Genomic DNA, 14,245 nt, shown 5'->3' with positions numbered 1-14,245 from the left:
CCTTCTCTCCCAAAAAGCGCAACGGGGCGGGAAGCGCCAGCCTCCCGCCCCGTCATCATGCGTGTTGCCCGCTTACGAAGCCAGCTTGCGCAGCACGTAGTGCAGGATGCCGCCGTTGAGGTAGTATTCCAGCTCGTTGGCGGTATCGATGCGGCAGGTGGCGGTGAAGGTCAGCTTCGTCCCGTCCTTGCGGGTCACTTCCACTTCCACGTCCTGCTGCGGCTTCAGGCTGGCCACGCCCCTGATGGTATAGCTGTCATCGCCGGTGAGGCCCAGCGAGGTGCGGCTCTGCCCGTCCTTGAACTGCAGCGGCAGCACGCCCATGCCCACCAGGTTGGAGCGGTGGATGCGTTCGAAGCTCTCCACGATCACCGCACGCACGCCCAGCAGGTTGGTGCCCTTGGCCGCCCAGTCGCGGCTGGAGCCGGTGCCGTATTCCTTGCCGGCGATCACCACCATCGGGGTGCCGTCAGCCTTGTGCTTCATGGCCACGTCGAACACGCTGCCGACCTCGTCGCCATAGCGCGAGACGCCGCCTTCCACGCCCGGCACCATCTCGTTGCGGATGCGGATATTGGCGAAGGTGCCGCGCATCATCACCTCGTGATGGCCGCGGCGCGCGCCGTAGGAGTTGAAGTCCGCCTTGGCCACCTTGTGGTCCATCAGCCACTTGCCGGCCGGGCTGTCAGCCTTGATCGACCCTGCCGGGCTGATGTGGTCGGTGGTGATCGAATCGCCCAGGATCAGCAGCGGCTTGGCTTCCACGATGTCGGCCACCGGGGCCGGGGTCATGCTCATGCCTTCGAAGTACGGCGGATTGGCCACATAGGTCGATCCGGCACGCCACGAGTAGGTTTCCGAACCCGTCACGTTGATCGCCTGCCAGTGGGCATCGCCCTTGTAGACGTCGGCATAGCGGGCCTGGAACATCGCCCGGTCCATGCAGCCGGCCATGGTTTCGGCCACTTCGCTGTTCGACGGCCAGATGTCCTTCAGGAACACGTCCTTCCCGTCGGTCGACTGGCCGATCGGGGTGGTGACGAAGTCCTCCACCACGGTGCCCTTCAGGGCATAGGCCACCACCAGCGGCGGGCTGGCGAGGAAGTTGGCGCGCACATCGGGCGATACGCGGCCTTCGAAGTTGCGGTTGCCGGAGATGACCGCCGCGGCGACCAGGCCGTTGTCGTTGATCGCCTTGCTGATCGGCTCGGCCAGCGGGCCGGAGTTGCCGATGCAGGTGGTGCAGCCATAGCCCACCAGGTTGAAGCCGATGGCGTCCAGGTGCTCCTGCAGGCCGGCCTTGTTCAGGTAGTCGGTGACTACCTGGCTGCCGGGGGCGAGGCTGGTCTTCACCCAGGGCTTGGGCTTCAGGCCCAGTTCGTTGGCCTTCTTGGCCACCAGACCGGCGGCTACCAGCACGCCGGGGTTCGATGTGTTGGTGCAGCTGGTGATGGCCGCAATGGTCACGTCACCATCGCCGATGTCGAAGTCCTTGCCCTGCACCGGCACGCGGGCCAGCGCCTTGTTGTAGGTGTTGGCCATGTCGGCCATGAACACGTCGTCCACCTCGGGCAGCGAGACGCGGTCCTGCGGGCGCTTGGGGCCGGCGAGGGAGGGAACCACGGTGCCAAGGTCCAGCTCCAGCGTGGAGGAGAACACCGGCTCGATCGCCGGATCGATCCAGAAGCCCTGCTCCTTGGCATAGGCTTCCACCAGCGCGATCTGGTCTTCCTCGCGGCCGGTCAGGCGCAGGTAGTCCAGCGTCTTGTCGTCAATGCCGAAGAAGCCGCAGGTGGCGCCGTATTCCGGGGCCATGTTGGCCAGGGTAGCGCGGTCGGCCAGCGACAGGTGGGCAAGGCCGGGGCCATAGTATTCCACGAAGCGGCCGACCACGCCATGCTTGCGCAGCATGTTGGTGCAGGTCAGCACCAGGTCGGTGGCGGTCACGCCTTCCTTCAGGGTGCCGGTCAGCTTGAAGCCGACCACTTCGGGGATCAGCATGGAGACCGGCTGGCCCAGCATGGCGGCTTCCGCCTCGATGCCGCCCACGCCCCAGCCCAGCACGCCCAGGCCGTTGATCATGGTGGTGTGGCTGTCGGTGCCCACGCAGGTATCGGGATAGGCCACCAGTTCGCCGTTCTGGTCGGTGCTGGTCCACACGGCCTGGGCGATGTTTTCCAGGTTCACCTGGTGGCAGATGCCGGTGCCCGGCGGCACGGCGTAGAAGTTGTTGAGCGACTTGGAGCCCCACTTGAGGAAGTCATAGCGCTCCATGTTGCGCTGGTATTCGATCTCCACGTTCTGCTCGGCCGCCTTGGGATGGCCGAACTCGTCCACCATCACCGAGTGGTCGATGACCAGGTTAACCGGGACCAGCGGGTTGATCTTGCTGGTATCGCCGCCCAGCGTGGCAATGGCATCGCGCATCGCGGCCAGGTCCACCACGCAGGGCACGCCGGTGAAATCCTGCAGCAGCACGCGGGCGGGGCGGTACTGGATCTCGTCACCCGTCACCGGGTTCTTCTGCCAGTCGGCAATCGCCTGGATGTGGCTGCGGTCCACGGTGAAGCCTTCATCCTCGAACCGGAGCAGGTTTTCCAGCAGCACCTTCATGCTGAAGGGCAGGCGGCTGACATCGCCGATCTGCTCTGCCGCTTTCTTCAGCGAGTAATAGGCGTAGGTCTTGCCGCCTACCGCCATGGTGCTGCGGGTTCCGAGCGAGTTCGCGCCGACGATGGTCATGGATGGATGGGTCCTTTGCCGCTGAAGCCGATGGTCAAGACGGGTCACGGGCGGAATTAATCACCGCCTGCCCCCTTGCGGGCCGGTTGCGCGTTTGCGAAGCGCAGGTCAAGGGGCAGACTCGGCAAAAGGGTGCCGTGCGGGCCGCAGACAGGGACTTTTTCGGACTATGGAATGGAGCGGCAGCAATCCCCGCAAGCCCCGGCTGGGCGTGCGCGCCATGCTGCTGGCGCTGGTGCTGGCCGCCTTCCTTGGCGGCGCGCTGGGGCTGGTATGGCACGGCAGCGGGCTGGGGGACGAGGTGCCGGCGGACAGCGCGACGGAGGCGGCTTCCCCGGCGGACTGAGGCTTACAGCGCCGTCTGCTCCACGTGGCGGCGGGGTACGGCGATCCAGCAGGCCAGCACTACCAGGGCCGTGCCCGCCAGCGTGGGGAGGGTCAGTTCCTCGCGGTAGAACAGCCAGCCCATCAGCGCGGCCCACACGAAGGCGCTGTATTCCAGCGGCACCAGCACCTGCGCTTCCGCGCGGCGGTAGGCCCAGGCCAGGCACAGGCCCGCCAGCACGGTCAGCGCGGCGGCCCCGGCCACGGTCGCCAGCGCCCAGCCATCGGGCGGCAGCACGGCCAGGAAGGGGGCGAAGGGCAGCAGGCACAGGGTCATGCCCAGGCTCATGAAGCTGGTCACTTCCAGCGGCTCCGCCACCAGGCTCTGCTGGCGTTGCAGGATCAGGTTCCAGGCATAGAGCACGGCAGAGACGAGCACGGCCACGATGCCCCAGCCCACCCCGTCGGCCGGCTGGCTGGCCCCCATCCGCGCCGTCCCGATCACCACCACGCCCGCCAGGCCCATGATCGAGGCGACGATGGCGCCCCTGGCAATCGTCTCGCCCAGCATCACGGCGGCCAGGAACAGTGCGATCAGCGGGGCAATGAAGCTGATGGCAATGGCCTCGGCAATCGGCAGGCGGGTCAGCCCCCAGAAGAAGGTGACCGCCATGCCCGCCCCCACCGCGCCGCGCAGCATGTGCAGGCGCATGGTCGGCCGGTCCGGCCACTTGCCGCCCGCCAGCCGCCAGGCGGGCAGGGTGCCGGCCACCGCGATCAGGCAGCGCCACAGCAGCGCGCTGTAGGCCCCCATCGCCAGCGATGCGCCCTTCATCATCGCGTCCATCACCGAGAAGAAGCCCACGCCCAGCAGGGTCATCAGGATGGGATAGAGGGTGGCGCGGCGGTCCATCTGCTGCCCCTAGCCGGGTAGGCCCGCGCGGTCACGCCGTGCTTCGTTTGACCGCTGTCATTGCACGAATCGCCGTGCGGGCGCAGGAAGGGATTTATGGCTTACCTCCGACACTTGGCCCTGGCCCTTGGCGCCGCGATCATCGCCGCGCCGGCGCTGGCCACGGCCCAGTCGATCGCCTACCAGCCGGTGCTGGAAAGCGATGCGGTGATGGTGATGGCCGCGCAACTGCCCGCCGGCACCGCCCGCCGGGTGATCCCGCCGCGCGTGGCGGGGGACCTGTCGTGGCCGGTGGAGCACGCGCAGCAGTTGCTGGAGGTGATCGCGGGGATCGCCGCCGAAGGGCTGGACCCGGCGGACTATCGCCCGGACGAACTGCGCGCCGCCCTGGCCGCCGGGGAAGGGCCGCGCCTCGATGCCGTGGCGGGCACCGTGTTCGGCTGGCTGGCGGCAGACCTGCGCGATGGCCACACCCCGCTGGCCGACCGGCGCGCCTACCTGATGGAAGACCCCGACGCGGGCCTGCTGCCAACCCCTGAACTGCTGGAACGGGCGCTGGCCAGCGGCGACGTGGCGGGGGTTCTGCGCGGCCTCAACCCGGCGCACCCGGACTATGCCACGCTGCGTGCCGAACTGGCCGCCACGCCTGCCGCCGATACCCGGCGCCGCGCGCTGATCCGCGCCAACATGGACCGCTGGCGCTGGCTCCCGCGCGAGCTGGGCGGCATCAACGTGCTGGTCAACGTGCCGGAATACATGGTGCGCCTGTCGATCAACGGGCAGACGGCCAATTCCTATCGCGCCATCGTGGGCACGCCAGGGCGCAACGCCACCCCGCAACTGTCAGAGATGGTGGAGGGGGTGATCCTCAACCCCACCTGGACCGTGCCGCAATCGATCGTGGTGGGCGAAGGGCTGGGCCGCCGCGTGCTGGCCAATCCCGCCTGGGCGCGCTCCATGGGCTATACCGCCACCCGCAGCGGGGGCGCGATCAGCGTGGTGCAGCAGCCGGGGCCGCGGAATTCGCTGGGCCTAATGAAGCTGGACATGCCCAACAGTCACGCGATCTTCCTGCACGACACCCCCAGCCGGGGGCTGTTCAACCAGGCCAACCGCGCGCTCAGCCACGGCTGCGTGCGGGTGGAACGGGCGCTGGAATTCGCCATGACGCTGTCGATCCTGGGCGGCGGGCCGGGGGTGGAGGAGGCGATGGCGATTTCGCGCAGCGGCGATTACACCCGCGTGCCGCTGCCACGGCAGATCCCGGTCTACATCGCCTATTTCACCCTGGGGGTGAACGATGCGGGCGAGCTGGTGGAGTTTGGCGACATCTACAACCGCGATGCACCGGTGCTGGCCAGCCTGGCGCGGGCCGATACGCGCCAGCTCTAGCAGCGCTGTAATCCAACATCGCTGGACGGGGGAAGGCGCAGCTTCGCGCGAAGGAAGGCCCAGGCAACCGGTGCGCCGCCAGTAACGGCGTGCGGGGCGAGGGGCAGCTTGGTCAGGCGAGCGGCCGGGCCAGCGCTGCGCCCGCGCTGGCTGTTCGGCTCCATCCCTGTTCCACCGGGCGGCGGCTGGCGGCAGGGGGGATTCGCACGGGGCATCCCTGCCGGTCCTGCGGGTGATCCCCCGCACCAACGGCTGCTCGGTTCGCCTCCCGGAGAGCCTGCCTGTCACGCTGGCAGGTTGCAGGTGCGATAGCGGCAGACCCATCCACCCGCTGCATTACTGGTTTGCCTTGAAGGGCTTGGGGCTTGTCGCACCCGCCGGCCACGGCGCACCGGTTGCTGGGTTTGGCGAACCCACCCGCTACCCGTCGACTGGTGGCGGTAGGTCCGGCCTTCCGGGGAAGGCGGCAAGCATATAACCGATATGGTTCAAAATGTCAATTGAAAATTGCCGGATCGGAACTGCTGTCGGGAACTTCCCCGCCGTGCTCGGCCGCCCGTTCCGCCGCCTGCGCCCGACGCAGGGCAATCGCGCTCTCGAAATCCACCGGCGGTTGCGGCGGCACCGCGCCGCGCGTGCCATCGGCACCGATGCCCAGGGTATCGGCATAGATCAGGCGCCCGCCGCCAAGCTGGTAGAGCGCAGCGGGAAGCTCCGCCGGATCGAGCGCAAAGCACCCGTTGGACCGGCCCGCCTTGCCCCAGCGTGCCACGTGGGCCGGGGTGGCATAGGTGGCGGCGTGCATCACGATCGCCCGGTCGAACACGTTGGAATTGTCCGCCTCCAGCCCGGTCAGCCGCATCGAGGTGCCGTAGATCCCCTCGTACCACTCCCAGGTGAGGTAGGCCCCGCGGCTGGTGGCCCAGCTATCGACCAGGTTGGAATAGGCGTTCAGCCAGCCATCGTGCTCCGGATCGGAGCCGCTGCCGTGGGCCACCAGCAGGCTGCGCACGGTGCCGCTTTCCAGGTTGACGATGTGGAACCGGCTCTCCGCCGAATGCAGGCCGAAATCGGCAATCGCCGCCATGTCACGCCGCCACAGGTGGGCATCGGCCCGCGCCACTTGCTCGCGCGCCAGGTCCAGCAGCGCCCGGTGGCGAGGGGAGGGCGCGGGCTGCGCGGCCACGCGCAGCGGTGTTGCCCCCAGCGGCGCGGCGGCAAGGGCACAGGCAAGGAAACGGCGGCGGTCCATCATGCCCTATTGCGCCCGGCCGGCTGAACCTGTCCAGTCCGCGATGGAACCGCGCTCAATTGCCGAAGGTTATCAGGCCATGCGTCTTGCCCTGCTCCTGCTCGCCCCGCTGGCGCTGGCCGCCTGCAATGTCCCGGATGACGCACAGCCCGCGTCCGAGCCGTCAGCCTCGCCAACCCCGGCTGTAAGCGCATTGCCAAGCCCATCTTCGCCCTCGTCTCCGGCCAGCCCGTCACCGGCCCCCACGGCAACACCCTTGCCCGCCGCGCCCACGATCCATGATCCGGCGATGGCCCAGCGGCTGCGGGCCAACAGGGGGCTGACGCTGCAATGGATCGACTGGGACCGGCGCGGCGCGGCCCGGATTGCGGTACAGCCCGATGGTGCCTGGCGGCTGACCGGCAGCCAGCAGGCGCGCACCGGCGCTGGCCGGCTGGCGCTGGACGGCACGGTGACCGAGGTGGGCGCGGACTATTTCCTGTTCGACGGGACGATAAAGATCACCGACGCCCCCGATCCGGGCCGCCAGTGCAGCGCGGACAAGGTGTGGCGCTTCGCCATTACGCAGAACCGCCCCTACTGGCGCTTACGCGAATTCGAATGGTGCGACGGGCTGACCGACTACGTCGACATCTATTTCTGAAGCCCATTATCTCTTGAGTTGGGCAATCGCCTGCCGGCTGGCGGCCAGGTAGGCCCCGTTGTCATACCGGTGCGCGCCCACGAAGTGGACGAAGGCAGCATCTTCCCCCCAGGGCTCGCCCCAGTAGTTGAGGTAGCGGGCGTGCGGCAGGCACACGGCCCCCGGCTCGTTGGCCACCAGGAAGTTGCTGGCAACTTGCTCGGTGCCCCAGATGGCGGTGTCATCATTGCCGATGGCGGTGGCCATGCGGCGCAGGAAGGCTGCCGCCAGGTCGCGCCCGGCATTGCCCGCAGCAAACCCGGCAAAGCCCGCACAGCCGCGGATGTATTTCCAGCCTGCGTCCGGGGCCAGGGTGGCCAGGCGGCTTTCCACCCGGCTCTGCACGTGGCCGTCCATCGGGCCATCGGGGTAATAGCGGCGGACGAACTCGCTGAGGTCCAGCGCCTCTGTCGGTACGTCGTCGCCGCCCAGCATGGTGAAGCTGCGGTTGCTGGCCACGGCGCGCTCCAGTTCGGGCACCGGGCCCAGCGTCACAGTGTCGCTGTCAAGCTGCAGCCAGTATTCCCCGGCGCGGTGGTCAAGGATGGTCAGCAGCCGTTCCCAGCAGCCGCCTTTGGGGAATGGGCCCTGCGGCACCTCGTCGATCCGCAGGATCTGCGGATCGCCCAGGTGCGCGGCCAGGATCGCCCGGTCCTGCGCGGTCAGCGTGCCATCGTCGAGGATCGCCACCCGTCCGCGCCCGAGATGCTGCCACAGGCTTTTCACCGCCACCAGATAGGGCAGGACCACCGCCGTGCCGATCATCGAGAACAGCACCAGCCCGTCGCGCCGCGGCACCAGCGGCGGCGTGTCGAGCACGCCGGCAATCGCCTCGTTATGGCGGCCCGCCTGGTGCTTCACGCGCCAGCGATAGGGCAGCAGGTTGCTCATGTTCATCGGGCGCTCTCCACCATGTCAGCCATCCCCATTGCCCACGATCATCTGGTCACCGTCCATCCGCACCTGGCCCAGGGTGGACAGGAACGACTGGCCCAGCAGCGAGACCACCAGCCCTTCGGGGATGATCAGCGCCTGCACGTTTTCGGCCACATGGTCGCCCAGCGCCAGTTCGGGAATGGTCACGTTGACCCCCAGCACCGGGCCTGAGGCACCCTGCGCCACCGGGGTCACGTCGGCCTCGTCCCAGGTCAGGCCCAGCGCCTCGGCATCGGAGCCGGTGAGCGCGACGACGCTGGCGCCGGTATCCACCAGCATCCGCAGGCTCTGCCCGTCCACAGTAACATCGGCGTAGAAATGGCCGTCGGCCTCGCGGGCAAGGACCACGTCCTGGGCCCAGGCGCTGTCCGTGCCGTTTGCGGAGGCGGGGCTGGCCTGCCGCGCATCGAGCAGGCGCGGCTCATCCTGCGGGGCCATGCTGCCCAGCTCCGGCAGCAGCAGGCCGGCGGCCGCGCCGGTGATCAGCACCGCGGCAAGGGGCAGTTTCAGGTCCATTGTGCGCCCACCATAGGGCAGGGCGCGTTACCGCGGGGTAAAGCGGCGTCAGCGCTGGCGCTTGGCGTACTGGCGCAGGAAGCGATAGACCTCGCGCTCGCTGCGGCTGGAGGCGTTGCGCCAGGCGCGTGCATTGTCCGGGCTGTTGAGCAGGTGCCCGCGACCGTCGAGGACCAGCACGGTCGGCGTGCCGGTGATATCGGCCACGCCATGGCGCGACGCGAGGTCCATATTGCGGCCATTGCCGGTCTGCGGCATGCCGGCATCGATCAGCACCACCTGGTATTGCTGCGCCAGCAATGCGGCGATGCTCGGCCGCTGCAGCATGGTCACAAGATCGCGGCTGTCGTGGCACCAGTTGGCCCCGAAGATGGCGAGGACACGCTGCTCGCCGTCAAATTCGCTGTCGATGATGTATTGGCCCCGGACCCTTTCCAGCGCTGCTAGCAGGGCGGCTCCGGCATCTGCAGTCTCGTCGAAGGGGCCTGCCACGGCCTGCTGCGCGTCCTGCGCGGCGGCGGGCTGGCCCGCCAGCGGTGAGGCCAGTGCCAGCGCCAGCGCCAGCCGCCTCACGCCGCCAGCTCCGCCAGCGCCGCACCGTCCACGCGCATGGTGGTCCATTCGTCCATCGGCCGGGCTCCCAGCTTCCGGTAGAAGCCGATGGCCGGCGCGTTCCAGTCCAGCACCCACCATTCCAGCCGGGCGCAGTCCCGCTCCAGCGCGAGCCGGGCGAGTTCCTTCAGCATCAGCTTGCCAAGCCCGGCACCGCGTGCCTGCGGCCGCACGTAGAGGTCTTCCAGGTAGACCCCGGGCTTGCCCTCGAACGTGCTGAAATTGTGGAAGAACAGGGCAAACCCTTCCGCCACGCCGTCCACTTCGCCGATCAGCACCTCGGCATAGGGGCGCGCGCCAAACAGCCGCTCGCCCAGCGCGGCCTCGTCAAACCGCACCTCGTGGGCCAGCTTCTCGTAGTCCGCCAGTTCGCGGATCAGGCTGGCGATCAGCGGCAGGTCGGCGCGGGTGGCGGGGCGGATCGAGAGGGTCATTCCGCCGCTTCGGCGTTCCCAGCGTCGCTCATCTCGGCCTCCATCTCGGCCGCCTTGGCTTCCACCAGGCGCACGATGTGTTCGACCATGTCGGCATCCTGCACATGGTGGTCGGTCACGCCGGACAGGTAGACCATGTGCTTGCCCGCGCCGCCGCCGGTCAGGCCGATGTCGGTTTCGCGCGCTTCGCCCGGGCCGTTGACCACGCAGCCCAAGACTGAGAGGCTGATCGGCGTCTTGATGTGCTGCAGGCGCTCTTCCAGCGTCTGCACGGTGCGGATCACGTCAAAACCCTGCCGCGCGCAGCTGGGGCACGAGACGACCCGCACGCCGCGGGTGCGCAGGCCCAGCGCCTTCAGGATCTCGAACCCCACGCGCACTTCCTGCTCCGGCTCGGCGGAAAGCGAGACGCGGATGGTATCGCCGATGCCCGCCCACAGCAGGTTGCCGATGCCGATGCTGGACTTGACCGTTCCGCCGATCATGCCGCCGGCTTCGGTGATGCCCAGGTGCAGCGGGCAGTCCACCGCATCGGCCAGGCCCATGTAGGCGGATACGGCCAGGAACACGTCACTGGCCTTCACCGCCACCTTGTATTCGTGGAAATCGTGGTCCTGCAGCAGCTTGATGTGGTCCAGCGCGCTTTCCACCAGCGCTTCGGGGCACGGCTCGCCGTACTTTTCCAGCAGGTCCTTTTCCAGGCTGCCGGCGTTCACCCCGATGCGGATGGCACAGCCGTTGGCCTTTGCGGCGCGGACCACTTCGGCCACGCGGTCGGCCGAACCGATGTTGCCGGGGTTGATGCGCAGGCAGGCCGCGCCCTTGTCTGCCGCTTCCAGCGCGCGTTTGTAGTGGAAGTGGATGTCGGCCACGATCGGGATGTTCGATGCCCGCGTGATCTGGTCGAAGTGCCGCGTCGACTCCTCGGTGGGGCAGGATACGCGGATGATATCCGCCCCCGCATCCTCGCACCGGCGGATCTGGTCGATGGTGGCGGCCACGTCCTCGGTCGGCGTGTTGGTCATGGTCTGCACGGTGATCGGCGCATCGCCGCCAACGGGCACCTTGCCCACCATGATCTGGCGGCTCTGACGGCGCATGATGTCGCGCCACGGTCTGACTGATGAGGACATGGTGCGCGATATAGGCCGCCGCGCGCGAAGGAGCAATGACAGCGACCGCATGACAAAGCACGGTCTTTGGGGCATGGGTTGGCGGAAAGGATCACCACCATGGAAGAACACGGCGGCGCGCTGATGTTGCGCGACGGCTTGCTGATGCTGGGTTTTGCCCTGGGCTTCGTGTTGCTGTTCCGGCGCCTGGGGCTGGGTGCCACGCTGGGCTACCTGCTGGCGGGCGTGACCATCGGCCCCGAGGTGCTGGGCCTGGTGGGCGGGGCCGAGCAGAAAGTGGCCTTTGCCGAACTGGGCATCGTGATGCTGCTGTTCATCGTCGGGCTGGAACTGAACCCGGCGCGGCTGTGGTCGATGCGCAAGGAAATCTTCGTGCTGGGCGGGGCGCAGGTGGTGGCCTGCGGCCTGGCCATTTCCGCCACGATCCTGGCGCTGAGCGGGTTCACCACCGAGGCGGCGCTGGCCATCGGCCTGCCGCTGGCGCTCAGTTCCACCGCGCAGGTGCTGCCGATGCTGCAATCGGCCGGCCGCCTGAAAACCCCCTTTGGTGAGCGCGCCTTTGCCATCCTGCTGTTCCAGGACCTGTCGATCATCCCGCTGATCACCATCGTTTCCGCGATGAGCCGCAACCCCGATGATGCCGGCGGTCCCACCGGCTGGATGATGGCGCTGATGACGCTGGCCGCCATCGCCGGGCTGATCGCGGCGGGCCGCTTCCTGATCCGCCCGCTGTTCCGCCTGATCGCCCGGCTGGGCGAGCGCGAGATGTTCGTCGTCTCGGCCCTGTTCACCGTGGTGGCCAGCGCCGCGATCATGCAGATGCTGGGCCTGTCGCTGGCGCTGGGGGCCTTCATCGCCGGCGTGATGCTGGCCGATACGCCTTACCGGCACGAGCTGGAGGCCGCGGTGGAGCCGTTCCGCTCGATCCTGCTGGGCCTGTTCTTCCTGGCTGTGGGCATGATGCTGGACCTGTCCGCCATTGCCCAGCGACCGCTCGAAGTGGCCGGTTTTGCCGTGCTGCTGATCGCCACCAAGACCGCGCTGATCACCCTGCTGGGCCGGGCCATGAAGATGACCTGGCGCGGGGCCGTGGCGCTGGGCCTGCTGCTGAGCCAGGGCGGCGAATTCGCCTTCGTGCTCTATACCGCGGCGCAGAACGCGCTGCTGATCACCGACGAGGCGGCCAGCGTGTTCGGTGCCGTGGTCACCGTATCGATGGCCACCACCCCGTTCCTGATGAAGCTGACGCGTGGCCTGCGCAGCGATCCCGAAGGGGATGACAAGCCCGCCGGCGTCGGCGAGCGGCCCGCCCCGCGCGACCTTTCCGCCAGCGCGCTGGTGATCGGCCATGGCCGCTTCGGGCAGACCGTGGCGCGGACGCTGGGAATGGCGGGCCTTACGGTCACGCTGGTAGACCGCGACGTGGAGCGGATCGACATCTCGGGCGAGTTCGGCACCAAGGTCTATTTCGGAGATGGCGTGCGGCTGGACCTGCTGCGCCAGGCGGGCGCGGCGGACGCGCAACTGATCATGTTCTGCATCGATGGCGACCAGATCGAGCCGGACTACATGGCGGCGGTGCAGGAAGCCTTCCCGCAGGCGGCGATCTATGTGCGCGGCTATGACCGGCGCAGCGTGATGAAGCTGGGCCGCGCGCCGCAGCGCTACGTGATCCGCGAGGTCCACGAATCGGCCATCCGCATGGCTCTGCTGGGGCTGGATGCGCTGGGCCTGTCCGAAGCCGATATCGACCGGGCGGAGGAATCCTATCGCCGCGAGGACCGCACCCGCCTGCGCCGCCAGATCGACACCGGCGAACTGCGCGCCGCGCATTTCCGCATGGCGGACCCGGACGGGAGCGGGCGCACGCCTGTCGCGTAAGTGTCTGGGAGCCTGACAGCAGGAGCCCGCGTCAGGCGTTGCGGATCAGCGCCGGCTGGTCGCCTTCGCTTGGCATGGGGCGCAGTTCGTGCGGAGCCACGTCGGGCTCGGCATCCTCGTCGCGCAGGCCCAGCAGGTGCTGCTGGGCAGCCACCACGGGCAAGGGCCGCGCGAACAAGTAGCCCTGGCCATAGTCCACCCCCAGCGCGGCCATGGCGGCGCGCTCCTCCACCGTCTCGATGCCTTCCGCGATCAGCTTGCAGCCGATATCGCGCGACAGTTGCACCAGTGCGCCGGTGAGGGCGCGGCGGGCGGGATCCTTGTGGATGTCGCGGGTCAGCGCCATGTCCATCTTCAGGATATCGGGCTTCAGGTCCACGATATGGCGCAGGCCCGAATAGCCGGTGCCGACATCGTCGATGGCCACGCGCACCTTGCCCTTCAGGCGGCCCAGTGCCGCGGCCAGCACGGCAAAGTCCACCACCTTCTGGTGTTCGGTCACTTCCAGCACCAGCTTGGCGGTGTTCACGCCCTCAAGCTCGCGCTCGACCAGGCCGGACAGGATGGTGGCGGGCGATACGTTGACCGCGGCATACTTGCCTTCTGGGACGTGCCCCAGCGTCTCCAGCGCATTGCGCACGGCGGCCATTTCCAGCTCCACACCCAGGCCCACCTTCTCGGCATCCTCGAACCACTGGTCCGGGCCGCGCTGGCGGGTGTTGGGGAAGCGGGCCAGGCATTCCACGCCCACCGGATCGCCGCTGGTCAGGCAGTGGATCGGCTGGTGGAAGATGGTGATGGCGTGCCCGTCCAGCATCTCGCTGACGCGGGCGCGGGCGGCGGACAGTTCCACGTCCTGCACCATGCTCTCCTCGATCCGCTCGGCGGCCAGCGCGGCAAAGGCGCGCACCACCTTCATGTCGCGCTCGCCCAGCGTGCGGTCGGGTTTGCGGCCCAGCGCGCAGAAGCTGCCCCACACGCTGCCATCGTGCAGCCGCAGCGGCACGTTGAGGTGGCAGCCCACGGGCAGGAAGTCGGTGATCGCCAGTTGCGCCGTCAGCGGATAGTCCGCCGGATCGTGGATCAGTTCGGGCAGGCGGCCTTCCAGAATGTGCCAGCAATAGCTGTCTTCCACCGGCTCGCGGAAACCGGCGCCCATCGGCAGGTCCAGGTCGGTATGCACATGGGTCAGCTCGCGTAGACCGCCGTCGACATAGCGCGAGACAAAGGCGATCTCTACGCCCAGGTGCCCGCGCACGGCGGCCAGCACGCGCTCGATCGCCGGATCTTTTAGCAGCTCGTCGGCCAGCGGGCCGCTGGGCAGGCCTTGATCGGCAAGGCGTTGGATCTGGGCGAGCGGCATGCGGGCGGTCCTCTGGTTTACCAGAGGGCAGCATGTGCCAGCGAAATGCTAAATCGGGCTTAACT

The 14,245-nt window shown here is 68.3% G+C and carries 14 protein-coding genes; 4 read left to right on the top strand and 10 right to left on the bottom strand.

Translation table 11 applies throughout. The annotated features are described in order from the left end of the window. Window positions 1-72: 72 nt before the first annotated feature. Window positions 73-2,742 carry an aconitate hydratase AcnA gene (acnA, locus tag GRI99_RS17240; protein ID WP_160773303.1) on the bottom strand — a complete coding sequence of 890 codons (2,670 nt, stop codon included), beginning with the start codon at window positions 2,740-2,742 and terminating at the stop codon, window positions 73-75. Window positions 2,743-2,911: 169 nt separating this feature from the next. Between acnA and GRI99_RS17235 the strand changes: the two genes are divergently transcribed. Next, window positions 2,912-3,088, top strand: coding sequence for a hypothetical protein (locus tag GRI99_RS17235; RefSeq protein ID WP_160773302.1), 177 nt, complete (start codon window positions 2,912-2,914; stop codon window positions 3,086-3,088). A gap of 3 nt (window positions 3,089-3,091) precedes the next feature. On the opposite strand, the gene GRI99_RS17230 is transcribed toward GRI99_RS17235, so the two are convergent. Next, complete coding sequence (locus GRI99_RS17230; RefSeq protein ID WP_160773301.1) at window positions 3,092-3,979, bottom strand: DMT family transporter; 888 nt, start codon at window positions 3,977-3,979, stop codon at window positions 3,092-3,094. A gap of 96 nt (window positions 3,980-4,075) precedes the next feature. On the opposite strand from GRI99_RS17230, the gene GRI99_RS17225 reads away from it, so the two are divergent. Next, window positions 4,076-5,371, top strand: a complete 1,296-nt coding sequence (locus GRI99_RS17225; protein ID WP_160773300.1) for a L,D-transpeptidase family protein — start codon at window positions 4,076-4,078, stop codon at window positions 5,369-5,371. Window positions 5,372-5,867: 496 nt separating this feature from the next. On the opposite strand, the gene GRI99_RS17220 is transcribed toward GRI99_RS17225, so the two are convergent. Beyond that, window positions 5,868-6,623, bottom strand: coding sequence for a murein L,D-transpeptidase catalytic domain-containing protein (locus tag GRI99_RS17220; RefSeq protein WP_237438437.1), 756 nt, complete (start codon window positions 6,621-6,623; stop codon window positions 5,868-5,870). 72 nt (window positions 6,624-6,695) lie between these two features. Continuing rightward, complete coding sequence (locus GRI99_RS18565; protein WP_202393172.1) at window positions 6,696-6,935, bottom strand: hypothetical protein; 240 nt, start codon at window positions 6,933-6,935, stop codon at window positions 6,696-6,698. Between GRI99_RS18565 and GRI99_RS17215 the strand changes: the two genes are divergently transcribed. Next, window positions 6,913-7,266 carry a hypothetical protein gene (locus GRI99_RS17215; protein ID WP_237438436.1) on the top strand — a complete coding sequence of 118 codons (354 nt, stop codon included), beginning with the start codon at window positions 6,913-6,915 and terminating at the stop codon, window positions 7,264-7,266. The genes GRI99_RS18565 and GRI99_RS17215 overlap by 23 nt on opposite strands. Window positions 7,267-7,272: 6 nt before the next feature. On the opposite strand, the gene GRI99_RS17210 is transcribed toward GRI99_RS17215, so the two are convergent. Genes GRI99_RS17210 through ispG form a run of 5 tightly spaced genes read right to left on the bottom strand, consistent with a single transcriptional unit; the run spans window position 7,273 to window position 10,936 of the window. Beyond that, window positions 7,273-8,202, bottom strand: a complete 930-nt coding sequence (locus GRI99_RS17210; protein WP_160773298.1) for a hypothetical protein — start codon at window positions 8,200-8,202, stop codon at window positions 7,273-7,275. 18 nt (window positions 8,203-8,220) lie between these two features. Next, on the bottom strand, window positions 8,221-8,757 hold the full coding sequence (locus GRI99_RS17205; protein ID WP_160773297.1) for a retropepsin-like aspartic protease family protein: 537 nt from the start codon (window positions 8,755-8,757) through the stop codon (window positions 8,221-8,223). Between the two features lie 48 nt (window positions 8,758-8,805). Next, entirely contained in the window at window positions 8,806-9,330 is a 525-nt protein-coding gene (locus tag GRI99_RS17200; protein WP_337192953.1) for a thioredoxin family protein, read from the bottom strand. Further along, window positions 9,327-9,803 carry a GNAT family N-acetyltransferase gene (locus tag GRI99_RS17195; RefSeq protein ID WP_160773296.1) on the bottom strand — a complete coding sequence of 159 codons (477 nt, stop codon included), beginning with the start codon at window positions 9,801-9,803 and terminating at the stop codon, window positions 9,327-9,329. Before GRI99_RS17195 ends, GRI99_RS17200 begins: the two co-directional genes overlap by 4 nt. Next, window positions 9,800-10,936, bottom strand: coding sequence for a flavodoxin-dependent (E)-4-hydroxy-3-methylbut-2-enyl-diphosphate synthase (ispG, locus tag GRI99_RS17190; protein ID WP_160773295.1), 1,137 nt, complete (start codon window positions 10,934-10,936; stop codon window positions 9,800-9,802). The genes GRI99_RS17195 and ispG overlap by 4 nt, the downstream gene beginning before the upstream one ends. 99 nt (window positions 10,937-11,035) lie before the next feature. Here ispG and GRI99_RS17185 point away from each other — a divergent pair, with 99 nt between their 5' ends. Continuing rightward, the gene (locus GRI99_RS17185) at window positions 11,036-12,817 is read left to right on the top strand and encodes a cation:proton antiporter domain-containing protein (protein ID WP_160773294.1); all 1,782 of its coding nucleotides are present in this window, start codon (window positions 11,036-11,038) and stop codon (window positions 12,815-12,817) included. A 31-nt stretch (window positions 12,818-12,848) separates the two neighbouring features. Here the strand turns inward: GRI99_RS17185 and GRI99_RS17180 are convergent, their stop codons facing one another. After that, complete coding sequence (locus GRI99_RS17180) at window positions 12,849-14,180, bottom strand: sensor domain-containing phosphodiesterase (RefSeq protein WP_160773293.1); 1,332 nt, start codon at window positions 14,178-14,180, stop codon at window positions 12,849-12,851. Window positions 14,181-14,245: the final 65 nt, after the last annotated feature.

It is taken from the genome of Alteraurantiacibacter buctensis (assembly GCF_009827655.1).
Classification (GTDB): Bacteria; Pseudomonadota; Alphaproteobacteria; order Sphingomonadales; family Sphingomonadaceae; genus Alteraurantiacibacter; species Alteraurantiacibacter buctensis.
This window is presented reverse-complemented; position numbering and strand designations above follow the sequence as displayed.

What these genes read in the sequence shown, in the direction of transcription:
- GRI99_RS17180 (WP_160773293.1), bottom strand. Translation starts at nt 14,180, where the DNA reads ATGCCGCTCGCCCAGATCCAACGCCTTGCCGATCAAGGCCTGCCCAGC.
- GRI99_RS17230 (WP_160773301.1), bottom strand. Translation starts at nt 3,979, where the DNA reads ATGGACCGCCGCGCCACCCTCTATCCCATCCTGATGACCCTGCTGGGC.
- GRI99_RS17195 (WP_160773296.1), bottom strand. Translation starts at nt 9,803, where the DNA reads ATGACCCTCTCGATCCGCCCCGCCACCCGCGCCGACCTGCCGCTGATC.
- acnA (WP_160773303.1), bottom strand. Translation starts at nt 2,742, where the DNA reads ATGACCATCGTCGGCGCGAACTCGCTCGGAACCCGCAGCACCATGGCG.
- GRI99_RS17185 (WP_160773294.1), top strand. Translation starts at nt 11,036, where the DNA reads ATGGAAGAACACGGCGGCGCGCTGATGTTGCGCGACGGCTTGCTGATG.
- GRI99_RS17210 (WP_160773298.1), bottom strand. Translation starts at nt 8,202, where the DNA reads ATGAACATGAGCAACCTGCTGCCCTATCGCTGGCGCGTGAAGCACCAG.
- GRI99_RS17215 (WP_237438436.1), top strand. Translation starts at nt 6,913, where the DNA reads ATGGCCCAGCGGCTGCGGGCCAACAGGGGGCTGACGCTGCAATGGATC.
- GRI99_RS17205 (WP_160773297.1), bottom strand. Translation starts at nt 8,757, where the DNA reads ATGGACCTGAAACTGCCCCTTGCCGCGGTGCTGATCACCGGCGCGGCC.
- GRI99_RS17220 (WP_237438437.1), bottom strand. Translation starts at nt 6,623, where the DNA reads ATGGACCGCCGCCGTTTCCTTGCCTGTGCCCTTGCCGCCGCGCCGCTG.
- GRI99_RS17225 (WP_160773300.1), top strand. Translation starts at nt 4,076, where the DNA reads ATGGCTTACCTCCGACACTTGGCCCTGGCCCTTGGCGCCGCGATCATC.
- GRI99_RS17235 (WP_160773302.1), top strand. Translation starts at nt 2,912, where the DNA reads ATGGAATGGAGCGGCAGCAATCCCCGCAAGCCCCGGCTGGGCGTGCGC.
- ispG (WP_160773295.1), bottom strand. Translation starts at nt 10,936, where the DNA reads ATGTCCTCATCAGTCAGACCGTGGCGCGACATCATGCGCCGTCAGAGC.